Origin of the sequence: Streptomyces sp. NBC_01275, from assembly GCF_026340655.1 — a bacterium.
Classification (GTDB): Bacteria; Actinomycetota; Actinomycetes; order Streptomycetales; family Streptomycetaceae; genus Streptomyces.
Genome location: NZ_JAPEOZ010000001.1, coordinates 7,835,823 through 7,847,823 on the forward strand (window position 1 = coordinate 7,835,823; position 12,001 = coordinate 7,847,823).

Sequence of the window (12,001 nt, forward strand, 5' to 3'; positions counted from 1 at the left end):
AGAGGCAGAGCTGTGAAAGCCGTTCAGTACCAGAGTTTCGGTGGACCCGAGGTCCTTGAGGTCGTCGATGTTCCGGATCCGAAGATGTTCGCCGATCTCGTTCTGGTGAGGATCGAGGCAGCGGCCCTCAACCCGGCGGACCTGGCATTCCAGAGCGGAGCCCCGGATCCTCTCGTGGACTCCTTCTTTCCGGTGACGCCCGGGTGGGACCTGGCCGGGGTCGTCGAGCAGGCCGGAGCCGCGACGACCGGTTTCCGGCCGGGCGACGAGGTGATCGGATACGTCCGTGGCCAGGCCATGCACTACGGCACCTACGCCGAGAAGATCTCGGCCGAACCGCGCCAGCTCGTGCGCAAGCCGAGGAACCTGAGCTGGGCCCAGGCCGCCGGGCTGCCGGTCGCCGGGCTCACCGCCTACCAGGCCATCGTGCACAGCCTTGAAGTGACCGCCGGCGACACCGTGCTGGTGCACGGGGCGGCGGGCGGCGTCGGACACCTCGCCGTCCAGATCGCCGTAGCGCGGGGCGCACGGGTGATCGGGACGGGCTCCGAGGCCAGCCACGCGTTCATCGAGTCCCTCGGAGCGACGCCCGTGCGCTACGGCGACGAGCTCGTCGAGCAGGTGCGCAAGATCGCCCCGGACGGGGTCGACGCGGTCCTCGACACCGCGGGGCGTGGCTCCCTGTCCACGACACAGGAGATCGCCGCCCTTGGAGCGCGGGTCGCTTCCATCACGCGATCCACCACTGAGTACGCGGGAACCATCGACGTCTACCTCCACCTCGACGGCGATGACCTGATCCGGCTGGTGGAGCTCGCCGAGGAGGGGAAGCTCACGGTGCACGTGGACCGGACGTTCCCCCTCGACCAGGCGGCTGAGGCCCAGCAGCTGCTGGCCGGCGGCCACGCGCGGGGCAAGATCGTCCTGGAGAACCGCAGGGAGGCGGCATGAGAAATGTGCAGCGCACTGCGGTCGTCACCGCGGTCACCGACATCGTCTCTCCCGCCGAGAAAGTGTGGAAGGTCCTGACCGACTTCGCCGGGTACGCACAGTGGCACCCGGCGCTGCGTTTCGTGGACGTTCCGCCGGAAATCCTCCCCGGAACTCGGCTCCGGGCCCAGGTGACGCTGGGAACCGAGAACGACGGGGAATACGGATTCACGGTGCTCCACTACGAGGCACCGCGACGGCTTGCCTGGGAGGGCGGCATCCCGGAGGTTCTCATGGGGCAGCACTCCTTCGTCCTCGAGCCGCATGAGGGCGGAACGCGCTTCACGGAATCCGAGGAGTTCACCGGCACGGCCGCCGTGGAGACCGTGGAGCCCGCCCGGTCCCACATGGAGGAGGGCTACGCGAGCTACGGCAGGGCCCTGAAAGAACACGTCGAATCCGGCCACTGACCACCCCGCGCAGCCCACACACCGCCCGCGCCCGGAGACCGCAACTCCCCACGGTCTTCGGGCGCGGGTACACCCGAAGACACCGACCCAGCACCACAAGGTAAAGAAATGAACGACAGGTTCGGCATCATCGGCGGCGCGGTGCACGCCTGGCCGCCAAGGCGGGGATCGACGTGCTGCCGGCAACCCGCGCGGTCCCGAGACCCCGCGAACTCTCACCGACCGCCTCGCCTCTGGCGCGCGCCCGCTCCAGCTCAGGGCGCGTGGGCACCTTGGTGAACGTCCCGTACGCCTCGGCCTGCTCATCCGTCAGATCGGCCGTGGGTGCCGGCGTTCCTGTCCTGGCGGCCGGCGTGGGTGGCGGGTGCACCCCGGTGCAGAGCAGGGGTGGCCGTCCAGCTGGCGAGGAGCTTGAGCCGGTCTTCGTGGGGGGTGCCCGGCTCGGCGGTGTAGATGGTCAGGGAGTACGCCTCCCGGGCGGACATGGGCAGGTCCAGCGGCTGGTAGGTGAGTTCGAGGAGGCCGGCGTCGGGGTGGTGGAAGCGTTTGACGCCGCCGTGGTGGATGCGCACGTTGTGGGCGGCCCATTGGGTGCGGAATTCGGTGCTGACCGTGGACAGTTCGCCGACGAGCGCGCGCAGGGCCTTGTCGCCCGGGTAGCGGCCGGCTTCCGCGCGCAGCAGCGCGACGGTGATGTCGGCGGCGCGGTCCCAGTCGTCGACGAAGTCGTGGGAGGCGTCGTCGAGGAAGTAGTACCGGGCGAAGTTGGGGCGACCTCGTTCGTCGGTGGTGCTGCTGTCGAACATCGGCCCGACAGGGCGCGGGCGAGCGCGTTGGTGGCCACGATGTCCAGGCGGCCGTTGGTGACGAACGCTGCGGACAGGGTCATGGAGTCCAGCAGCCACTGGACGCGCGGTGGGACGTCGACGGGCTTGCGGCGGCGCCGGGTGGCGGGGCTGGGCTGGGCGGCTTTGGCCAGGTCGAAGAGGTAGGTGCGTTCGTCCTCGTCGAGTTGCAGGGTGCGGGCCACCGCGTCGAGGACATCGTCGGACACGCCGCTGATGTGGCCCTTCTCCAGCCGCGTGTACCACTCGGTGCTCACCCCGGCGAGGACGGCGACCTCCTCACGGCGCAACCCGGGTACCCGGCGCCGGCCGCTGGTGGGCAGGCCGACCTGCTCGGGGGTGAGCTGGGCGCGGCGGCGGGCGAGGAAGTCACGGATGTCGGCGCGGTTGTCCAGGCGGCGTTCCATGCTCTCAACGCTACGGCCCACAACCGTGGGGAGGGGGGTTGAGCTTGTGCCCCCGATAAACGCAGCCTCCCGCGCGGGCGACAGGAGCGGTTCAGTGGGATGCGCACCCCGTTTTCAATCCCTGCGGAGATGACGCATGACCACGCGAGGAGGAACCCTCCAAGCCCCCGCCGACGTACGCTTCGACGACGGCGAGCGTCCGCCCACCCGGCTTCCGCTCGTCGTCTACGTGCTGGCTCTCGGCACCTTTTTGATGGGCACGACCGAGTTCGTGGTGGCGGGCCTGCTGCCGGAGATCGCCGGCGACGTGCAGGTCAGCGTCGCCCGGGCCGGTCTGATGATCACCGTCTTCGCGGTCGGGATGATCGTCGGCGCGCCGCTGATGGCGATGCTGACCCTGCGGCTGCCCAAGCGGCAGACACTGATCATCGCGCTGGGCATCTTCGCTGTCGGGCATGTCATCGTGGCGCTCGGCTCCAGCTTCGCGCTGCTGCTGGCCGCGCGGTTCCTGACGGCGCTGGCGACCGGAGCGTTCTGGGCGGTGGGCAACGTGGTGGCAGCCCGCGCTGCCGGTCCCGCCGCAAGCTCCCGCGCCCTGGGTGTCGTGGGCGCCGGCGCGATGCTCGCCAACGTCGTCGGTGTGCCGCTGGGCGCTTTCGCCGGGCAGCTCATGGGCTGGCGGGGACCGTTCTGGGCACTCGCCGCCCTCGGAGCGGCGGCTATGGCACTCATCGCCTCCAAGGTTCCGTCCGACACGGACGGCGATCAGGCGGTCTCGGTCCGATCCGAGCTGTCCGCTCTGCGCTCGGGGCGCCTGTGGCTGGTCCTGGCGGCCTGCGCGACCACCGCCGGCGGTGTGCTGTCGACGTACACCTACGTCTCGCCGCTGCTGACAGACCGGGCCCATCTGGCCGCAGGCGTCGTGCCGCTGGTGCTGGTCGGCTTCGGCGTCGGCGCCCTGGCGGGCTTCCTCGTGGGAGGCCGCCTCGGGGACAGGCGTCCGCACATGACGACGATCGTGGCGCCCGCGGCGACCACGGTCCTGCTGCTGGCGCTCTGCCTGCTGTCCGGCCACGCTGCGCCCACGGTCGCGCTCATCGCCCTGCTGGGGCTGTTCGGGCTGGGCGCGAACCCGGTGCTCATCTCCCTGGGGGTGCGTTTCGCGGGGCAGGCGCCCACTCTGGGGTCCGCGCTGACCGTGTCGGCGTTCAATCTCGGCACCGCCATCGGCTCCTGGATCGCCGGTCTCGCCCTTGCATCCCCTTTGGGGGCCACGGGCCCTGCGGCTGTCGGCACCGGCATCGCCGTGCTGACCCTGATCCCCGTGATCACCATCGCCCTCATCCAGCGTCGCCGTCCTGCGGCGCGCACCCAGGCCGCTACGGCGTGACGCCCGCCCGGGGCCGGTTACGCCCTTCCAGCAGGGGCAGGCGCGAAATGCGCATACCGAAAAGAGTGCGGGAATCCCGCGCCTCCCTGAATCCCACCGGCGCCACAGGCGCCGACGCACAGAAAGAGGAGACCCACCATGCGTGGAGTAGTCATGCACACAGCCGGTGACGTCCGGGTCGAGGAGCGCGAGGACCCGAAGATCATCGAGCCCACTGACGCGATCGTGAAGCTGACCGCGACCTGCATCTGCGGCTCCGACCTGTGGCCGTATCGCGGCATCGAGCCCGCCGACCACACACTCATGGGGCACGAGTACGTGGGCGTCGTGGAGGAGGTCGGCTCCGAGGTGAAGAACGTCAAGGTCGGCGACTTCGTCGTCGGATCGTTCGTCATCTCGGACAACACCTGCGAGATCTGCCAGGCCGGGTTCCAGTCCAAGTGCGTCCACGCCGAGTTCGTCCACGGGGGGATCGGCACGCAGGCCGAGAAGGCCCGTATCCCGCACGCCGACGGCACGCTGGTCGCCACCCCGGGCCAGCCCGATCCCGAGCTGATCCCCGCGCTGTTGGCCGCCTCCGACGTGCTCGGCACCGGCTGGTACGCCGCCGTCGCCGCCGAGGCCGGACCCGGCAAGACCGTCGCGGTCGTCGGCGACGGCGCGGTCGGTCTCATGGCCGTCCTCGCCGCCAAGCAACTGGGCGCGGAACGCATCATCGCCATGTCCCGCCACCCCGAGCGGCAGAAGCTGGCCCGCTACTACGGGGCCACCGACATCGTCGAGGAACGCGGCGACGAGGGCGTCGCGAAGATCAAGGAACTCACCGGCGGATACGGCGCGCACTCGGTCATCGAGGCGGTCGGCACCCAGGAGTCGTTCATGCAGGCCGTCGGCGCCACCCGCGGCGGCGGACACCTGGGGTACGTGGGCGTCAACTACGACGTGTCCATCCCCGGGATCGAGCTGTTCTTCGCCGGGATCCACACCCTCGGTGGCCCGGCCCCGGTGCGTCGGTTCCTGCCCGACCTGATCCAGCTCATCTGGGACCGCAAGATCGACCCCGGCAAGGTCTTCGACCTCACTCTCCCCCTCGACCAGGCCCCGGAGGGCTACAAGGCCATGGATGAGCGCCGCGCCACCAAGGTCCTGCTCACCCTCTGACACACCAGCCACGCCCCATCCCGGCCGATGCGGCCGAGGGCGCGGGCCGCGGGCCGGTCCTCGGTGGCGTCGATCACTCCGATCGGTCGCCGGTAGTGCATTCGCGCGACCGTCCTCTCGTTGCGCCGCGGCGCAACGAGAGGACGGCATCGGACGGATCAGGGCAGTTGAGGTCGCGTCAGAGACTGACGACGCGCTCGGCCTCCTCCTAGGGCCTGTTCTGAGTTGAGATCACGGGATCGGTCATTCCCGCTTCAGGAGGGTGCTGGCTGCGGTAGACCGGTCGCGTGACTCGTGGTGATCTGACCGATGCCGAGTGGGAGTTGATCGAGCCGCACCTGCCGCTGGGGGCGTTCGGACCGATTCCTGACCTGCGCAGCTACTTCAACGCGGTGATGTGGCGGTTCCGTACCGGCAGCCCCTGGCGGGATGTGCCGGAGAGCTACGGCTCCTGGTCGACGATCTATGACCGGTTCCGGACGTGGGCGCGTGACGAAGTCTTCCAGACCCTCATGGAAGCGGTGATCGCCGAGGCAGCGGCCCGCGACGACGTCGATCTCAGCCTGGTCAGCGTGGACTCGACCGTTGCCCGCGCGCATCACCACGCGGCGGGCATGGTCGTCGCCCCGGAGCTCCTTGAGGACTTGGAGAAGGCCGTGGCGGAGGAAAAGGGGCTGCGGCAAAGGGGCAAAACGACGCCGTAGGCGAGGGGTCCGCGAACAGGGAGGATCCCGAGCGGGAACAGCGCCGCGCCGTGCACCGACGCCGCAGGGCCCGACTACGGGCCGCCGAGCTGGGCCGCTCCCGGGGCGGGCTCACCAGCAAGGTCCACCTCGCCGTCGAGCGGCGCTGCCGCCCGCTGTCCATCATCCTCACCCCCGGGCAGGCCGCGGACAGCCCGCGCTTCATCCCGGTCCTCAAGAAGATCAAGGTGCGCGGTCCCCTCGGCCGCCCCAGGACCCGGCCGGACGCAGCGGCCGGCGACAAGGCGTACTCCTCCCGTGCCAACCGCGCCCACCTGCGCAGACGCAACATCAAGGCGGTGATCCCGGAAAAGACCGACCAGGCCGCCAACCGCAAGAAGAAGGGACGCTCCGGCGGCCGCCCTGTCAGCCATGACGCCACGCTGTACAAAGATCGCAACACAGTCGAGCGCGCCATCAACAAGTTCAAGGAATGGCGGGGGCTGGCCACCCGCTATGACAAGACACCCGAGAGCTACGCCGCAGGACTCCACCTGCGCGGGTCCATCCTCTGGTTACGTAGCCTTCCAGCCCTCCCGTGACCTCCACTCAGAACTTGGCCCTAGCGGGAGTGCGAGCCGCGGGTCCGGCGCAGTCGGCGAGTCACCGGATCAACTCGGATCGCACTGCCGCGAAAGCCTCGTCCAGATGGTCGGCCAGCGGCCCACGGCGTTCCAGGCAGCTCCAGATCTCGATGGCCAGGGGCAGTGTGCCGACTCCGGCCATGGCGACCAGCCGGAGTGCCTGCTGCCGTTCAGGGTCCGGCCAGCGTTCGGCCAGGGCCTCGGTGATGATCCGCTCCTGGCGCTCATAGTCGGAGTGCTTGCGGGCGGGAAGGGCCTCCGTCGACCGCATCAGCCGGTCGAGTGCTACCGGCCCGGCCGCTCGGGCTCCATCCGGAAGCAGACGAAGCGGGTCTTGGCGGCGGCCGTGCGCAGCTCGTCGTCGGTGGGCTGCCGGTCGCCTGGGAGGCCGAGCATCAGCCCCTTGGCGGCCTTGGGCCCTTTGCGCCGGCCGAACTCACCCAGCAGGGCGGCGACTTTCTCAGGGTCCTCGACGACCGTCGGGACGGCGCCGTGGTCCTGGCCCCGGATGCGCAGCCGGACGGCGGACCCTTCGCGCATGCTGGGGATCCAGCCGAGCTGGGAGGACAAGGCGAGCACCGTGCCGGGATCCCAGTCGAAGTAGCCGATGGGGACCGTGAATTCGCGGCCCGTCCTGTGCCCCTTGTACGTGAGCAGCATCAGGCGCCCGCTCAGCGGCTTGTGGAAGCGGGAGGCGAGCAGCGGCCGTACGACCTTGTTGGCGGCTCGGAAGAACTTCACCAAGGGTGGCCTGGCCGTGTTCGCCGCGGGCGTGCCGGAGGTGCTCACCAGATGCCGCCGGGGACGGTGTGGACGATCTCGGCCTGGTCGCGCTTGGTGTACGCGTCCCAGTAGTGCTCGGCGATGGTCTCGGGCTCGGTGCCGGGACCGCTGCCGATGAACACCCCGATCGCCACGTGCGCGGCGTGCACCCCGTGCTCGGCGAGGTCGATGCCCAGGGCCATGGCGTAGTTGCGCAGGGCCGCCGCCGCGACGCCGATGCTGCCGAACGCGCCGCCGAGCGGCCGGACCGAGGATGCGCCGGTGGAGAACAGCAGGGTGCCACTGCCGCGTTCGAGCATGGCGGGCAGCACCTGGCGGACCGCGGCAACCGCTCCGTACAGGTAGTAGTCGAGCTGCTTGTGGAGGTCCTGCGCCGTGGCGTCGACGGCGGCGGCGCCGTCGAACGTGGGGTCGGCGGGCGAGTACTCCAGTACGTCGACGGCCCCGAACCGGTCGGCGACCGCGGCGAGCGCCGACTGCAGCGAGTCGGGACGCGTCACGTCCGCGGCGAAGCCCGCGGCCTCGATGCCCTCCTCGGCGAGCCGCGCGGCGAGCGCGTCGAGCTTGTCCTGGGTCCGGGAGACCAGGGCGACCTGGAAACCCTCCCTTCCGAAGCGGCGGGCGATGGACAGGCCCAGGCCGGGGCCTGCCCCGATGACGGCGATGACGGGCATGGGTGGTGCTCCTGTGGTCGGACGGCCTGAATGGATGAGGCGCACCTCCCGCCACGACAGCGGTCAGGACTGAAAATCGAGGGCAGCCTCATGTTCTTGGATCGTAGCAGAGAAAATGAGGCATCCCTCCGGTTGGTAGCCTGAGTGACATGGCCATCGACCGTCCGTCCGCCTCCGCCGGGAACCCGGCCCCCGTCCGCCCCCTGCGGCGCGACGCGCAGCGCAATCGCGAGGCCCTGCTCACCGCGGCCCGCTCCTGCTTCGCCGAGCAGGGCATGGAGGCACCCCTGGAGCAGGTGGCAAAGCGGGCCGGGGTGGCCATCGGCACGCTGTACCGGCACTTCCCCACCCGGCTGGACCTGGTGCAGGCAACCTTCGCCGGGAAGCTGGCCGTCTGGCGGGAGGCCGCCGAGAAGGCCGTCACCATGGATGACGCCTGGGCGGGGCTGTGCCACTTCCTGGAGACCATGTGCGAACTTCAGTCACAGGACCGGGGGTTCAACGACTTGGCCTCCATACGGCTGCCGGAGGGCGCCTGCCTGGCGGGCGCCCAGACCCGCATCCGCGAACTCGGTGTACACATCGTCGAGCGTGCGCAGGAGCAGGGCAGCCTGCGCCCCGACCTCACCCCCGAGGACCTTGCCTTCGTCATCTGGTCGCACAGCCGCGTCACCGAGGCCACCCACGCCATCGCCCCGGACGCCTGGCGCCGCCACCTTTACCTTCTGCTCGACGGCTTCCGAACCGACCGCGCCCACCCGCTACCGGCGCCGCCGCTCACCGAGGAGCAGCTGTACCGCGCCATGATCAGCCTCGGCGGAAACGGGGCCTGCGGCGCCTGACCGTCGAGACGCGCGTTGTCTCAAGACGCCGCGGGGAGCCCCTTCCCGGCGACCAGGCCGAGCCGGTACGCCTCCGTCCCCGCGACGCAGAGTTCGCGGAGGCGTTTGGTGACCTCCGCGTGCACCGGCGACACGGCGTGCGCCTCGAAGGCCGCCTCAGGGCTGGCCACTCGCTATGACAAGACACCCGAGAGCTATACCGCAGGACTCCACCTGCGCGGGTCCATCCTCTGGTTACGTAGCCTTCCAGCCCTCCCGTGACCTCAACTCAGAACAGGCCCTAGTCGTGGGTGGCGTGCAGGTCCCAGTAGACGGGGGAGATCTGCGCGGACCGGGCCGGGCTGCGCGACCAGCCCGGGCGTCATCCTCCGGGCTCTGCGGAGCAGGCGCCATGAGGAGGCCCCGTGGAGAAGACGACTGCGCTCCGCACAGCTCGACCCGACCCGGTCCAGGTGACGGCTCTCCTCGACGAGCACCCGCATCTGGGGGTCGAGCCCGTACTCCGGGAACTGCGCATCGCTTCCTCCACCTACCGCTGGTGCTGTGCCGAGAAGGGGCCGTGCGAGCGGCACCGCCGAGCCCGCCCACCGGAGTACTCAAGGACGTCGATCCCGCCGAACTGCGTGGAAGCGTGTCAGGGTGCCCGGGAGAGCGCATCGCGGTCGATGACGGCCGCGGGGAGCGCGCCGGCGGTGATGCCCTCGGAGGCGAGCTTGTCGAGAAGACCTTCGAGGTTCTCGCGGTTCAGGTAGCGCCCTCCGGCTCGCTGTGGCAAGCGCAGCACCGGAAAATGGATAGGTCAATCCGATTGCTAGACTGGCTGGTATGACCCCTGGCGCCCAGCACCCCGACGGTCCCGCCGCGCAGCCTCTGCGCAGTGACGCCGAGCGCAACCGGGAGCGGATCATCGCCGCCGCCCGCACGGTGTTCGCGCGCGACGGCCTGAACGCCTCCATGGCCTCCGTGGCTCGCGAGGCGGGCGTGGGGATCGCGACGATGTTCCGCCGCTTCCCCACGAAGGAGGAACTGGTCGACGCCGTCTTCTCCGACCGCATGGGTGCCTACGTCGACGTGGTCACCGTCGCCCTGGAGGACCCCGACCCGTGGAACGGCTTCGTCGGGTACATCGAGACCGCCTGCGCGATGCAGGCCGCCGACAGCGGCTTCGCCGACGTCTTGACCATGACCTTCCCCACCGCCAAGGTCCTGGAGGAGCGCCGCAACCGGGCGTACGAGGGCATGCTGGTCCTCATCGACCGCGCCAAGGCCACCGGCCGCCTGCGCGAGGACTTCGACCCCTCGGACCTGGTGCTGATCCACATGGCCAACGCCGGTGTCGTCAACGCCACCGGCGACGCCGCCCCGGACGCCTGGCGGCGCGTTGTCGCCCTGTTCATCCAGTCCCTTGAGGCCCCGGCCCGCGGCCCGCTGCCCGACTCGCCCGGGCACGACGCGCTCTACAGGGCCATGCTCCGCGCCGGCCAGGGCACTGCCACACCGGCGCCGGGCAAGGGCGGCTGACTTCAGGACCGGAGCACCCGTGCCGGGGCGCGGCACGATGGCGGCATGTCGGGGAAAGGGGGCGCAAGAAGGCAGGACTGGGGTGCTCATGGCGCAGGTCAAGGGCCCGGTGCTGGGTGAGGTTCCGGATCGGTGTCGGGTGGGACCATTCGCCGTACCAGGTCTGCCCGGGTGGCTGCTTGCCGACAGGCCACGGGGACGTCGCAGTCGTGGCGTGGACGGTCCACCGCGTCGATGTTCACGAAGGTGAGCAGAGCGTGGCTGAGCATGTCGTGATCGCCGTCTGCTCGCCTTCGTGCCGTGGATCGTCAGTCGGAGATCGGGGTGAGGATCTGGTGGAGTGTGCGGTGGGTGATCTTCCAGCGCCCGTCGTCGAGGCGGTAGTGGTCGGCCTGTTCGAAGATGTGTCCGCCGGTTGCCAGGGTGTAGGGGGCGGGTCCGGATTCGGTGGGTGGGCGGCCGCCCTATCCGAGCAGGGTGATGGTTCCCTGAGCGGTGGTGTCGCCGATGGTGTGGAAGTGCGTGGCCCCCATTATGTGGCGGGCGGTCAGCTCCTCGGGCCCTGGACGGGCGTTGAGCAGGTCCAGGATCTCGGCATGGCCACGTATCTTCTGTCCGAGCCGCTCGTAGAGGGCGTCGGGGGCGAAGAATTCAAGCACCGCGTCGTACTCGCGGCGGTCGTAGTGGTGGTAGAAGGCAGTGTTGAGCCGGGCCAGCGCCCAGGCGGTCGCGTCCTCGTTGGTCATGCCGTCGTTCCGTTCGGGGTGATGGTGTCCGGGCTGGTGCGGGTCTTGAGGACGAAGTCGAACTCCATCGACCGGTAGGGGCCCTGGAAGCCGGCGGCTGCCATGTCCTTGGGGTCCTCGTGCAGGACGGTGTCGGCCTGCAGCGCGGGAGGAGCCAGGGTTCCGCCGACGAAGTCGACGGGGATGACCGGGTCTCCCTTGAAGTAGATCTCACCCCGCCAGGGGGTGACCAGGTCGGGGTGGTGGACCTCGTAGTGGATGTGGGCCGGACGGTAGAGGCTGCGCCCGAGGGCCGCGACGGCATCGGTGACCCCGTCGACTTCCATGATGTGGGAGTCGGCGTAGGCGACCGGGGTGATCGTGGTGAAGGCGTACCGGCCGTCGGCGTCTGTGAACAAGTGGCCGCGCAGGTTGTACCTGGGCACTCCGTCGTCGTACAGCCCGGAGTAGTCGCCGTTGTTGGCCGCATGGTAGATGTCCACTTTGGCGCCCTCGATCGGCCGACGGTTGCCGTCCAGAACGCGGCCGGACACGACCAGCGGAGTGCCGGGTTCGTCCGGTCGCATCGGCAGGATGCCGGGGTTGTCGATGCGCGGAGAGTCGGCGATGTACGTGGGGCTGTTGACCTCCTCGGAGGGGGTGTATCCGTCCCGGCCGCCTTGGAAGACCTCGCTGAACAGTGGCATGGCGACCAGCGCCAGCGGGGCGCCGGTGGCCGCCTGGACCTTCTGGAGCAGGTCGGTTGCCGCGTGGAGGTCGTCGAAGGTCAGTCCCTCCTCGTCGCGCATGCGGGCCAGAGCGTCCTTGAACGCGTTGACGAGACGGACCGCGCGGGCGTTGATCAGTGCCGGGTCGACGTAGGACGGATCGGTGGTCGTGGTCATGCCGGTCTACTCCTCGAAGCA

13 protein-coding genes and 2 pseudogenes are annotated in these 12,001 nt (G+C 69.9%); 7 read left to right on the forward strand and 8 right to left on the reverse strand.

The annotated features are described in order from the left end of the window. Positions 1-84: 84 nt before the first annotated feature. Positions 85-951, forward strand: a complete 867-nt coding sequence (locus OG562_RS34350; RefSeq protein WP_323187584.1) for an NADP-dependent oxidoreductase — start codon at positions 85-87, stop codon at positions 949-951. Further along, positions 948-1,400 (forward strand): SRPBCC domain-containing protein, encoded by a 453-nt coding sequence (locus OG562_RS34355; protein ID WP_266405009.1) that lies wholly within the window; start codon positions 948-950, stop codon positions 1,398-1,400. The genes OG562_RS34350 and OG562_RS34355 overlap by 4 nt, the downstream gene beginning before the upstream one ends. Before the next feature lie 302 nt (positions 1,401-1,702). Here OG562_RS34355 and OG562_RS34360 read toward each other — a convergent pair. Beyond that, a pseudogene (locus OG562_RS34360) lies at positions 1,703-2,652 on the reverse strand (helix-turn-helix domain-containing protein). A 136-nt stretch (positions 2,653-2,788) separates the two neighbouring features. On the opposite strand from OG562_RS34360, the gene OG562_RS34365 reads away from it, so the two are divergent. From OG562_RS34365 to OG562_RS34375, 3 genes and pseudogenes are all read left to right on the forward strand, one after another. Further along, positions 2,789-4,042, forward strand: a complete 1,254-nt coding sequence (locus OG562_RS34365; protein WP_266405012.1) for an MFS transporter — start codon at positions 2,789-2,791, stop codon at positions 4,040-4,042. Positions 4,043-4,180: 138 nt separating this feature from the next. Continuing rightward, the gene (locus OG562_RS34370) at positions 4,181-5,203 is read left to right on the forward strand and encodes a zinc-dependent alcohol dehydrogenase family protein (RefSeq protein WP_266405014.1); all 1,023 of its coding nucleotides are present in this window, start codon (positions 4,181-4,183) and stop codon (positions 5,201-5,203) included. 287 nt (positions 5,204-5,490) lie between these two features. Next, positions 5,491-6,488, forward strand: a pseudogene (locus tag OG562_RS34375) (IS5 family transposase). 61 nt (positions 6,489-6,549) lie between these two features. Here OG562_RS34375 and OG562_RS34380 read toward each other — a convergent pair. From OG562_RS34380 to OG562_RS34390, 3 genes are read right to left on the reverse strand one after another with little or no spacing between them, the layout of a single operon-like run. Beyond that, positions 6,550-6,801, reverse strand: a complete 252-nt coding sequence (locus OG562_RS34380; RefSeq protein ID WP_057577254.1) for a hypothetical protein — start codon at positions 6,799-6,801, stop codon at positions 6,550-6,552. A gap of 14 nt (positions 6,802-6,815) precedes the next feature. Continuing rightward, positions 6,816-7,271, reverse strand: coding sequence for a hypothetical protein (locus OG562_RS34385; RefSeq protein ID WP_242433066.1), 456 nt, complete (start codon positions 7,269-7,271; stop codon positions 6,816-6,818). A gap of 44 nt (positions 7,272-7,315) precedes the next feature. Further along, a complete protein-coding gene (locus OG562_RS34390; protein ID WP_266405025.1) occupies positions 7,316-7,987 on the reverse strand; it encodes an SDR family oxidoreductase in 672 nt (223 codons plus the stop codon). Positions 7,988-8,136: 149 nt separating this feature from the next. On the opposite strand from OG562_RS34390, the gene OG562_RS34395 reads away from it, so the two are divergent. Continuing rightward, a complete protein-coding gene (locus OG562_RS34395) occupies positions 8,137-8,829 on the forward strand; it encodes a TetR/AcrR family transcriptional regulator (protein ID WP_266405027.1) in 693 nt (230 codons plus the stop codon). A gap of 20 nt (positions 8,830-8,849) precedes the next feature. Here the strand turns inward: OG562_RS34395 and OG562_RS34400 are convergent, their stop codons facing one another. Then, entirely contained in the window at positions 8,850-8,999 is a 150-nt protein-coding gene (locus tag OG562_RS34400) for a hypothetical protein (protein WP_006379254.1), read from the reverse strand. A gap of 464 nt (positions 9,000-9,463) precedes the next feature. Further along, positions 9,464-9,613 (reverse strand): hypothetical protein, encoded by a 150-nt coding sequence (locus OG562_RS34405; RefSeq protein WP_266405029.1) that lies wholly within the window; start codon positions 9,611-9,613, stop codon positions 9,464-9,466. Positions 9,614-9,654: 41 nt separating this feature from the next. Here OG562_RS34405 and OG562_RS34410 point away from each other — a divergent pair, with 41 nt between their 5' ends. Continuing rightward, a complete protein-coding gene (locus tag OG562_RS34410) occupies positions 9,655-10,350 on the forward strand; it encodes a TetR/AcrR family transcriptional regulator (RefSeq protein WP_266405032.1) in 696 nt (231 codons plus the stop codon). A gap of 464 nt (positions 10,351-10,814) precedes the next feature. Here OG562_RS34410 and OG562_RS34415 read toward each other — a convergent pair whose 3' ends face one another. Together OG562_RS34415 and OG562_RS34420 are read right to left on the reverse strand one after the other, a co-directional pair. Continuing rightward, positions 10,815-11,096, reverse strand: a complete 282-nt coding sequence (locus tag OG562_RS34415; protein WP_266405035.1) for a nuclear transport factor 2 family protein — start codon at positions 11,094-11,096, stop codon at positions 10,815-10,817. Continuing rightward, positions 11,093-11,980, reverse strand: a complete 888-nt coding sequence (locus OG562_RS34420) for a hypothetical protein (RefSeq protein WP_266405037.1) — start codon at positions 11,978-11,980, stop codon at positions 11,093-11,095. The genes OG562_RS34415 and OG562_RS34420 overlap by 4 nt, the downstream gene beginning before the upstream one ends. Between the last annotated feature and the right edge of the window lie 21 nt (positions 11,981-12,001).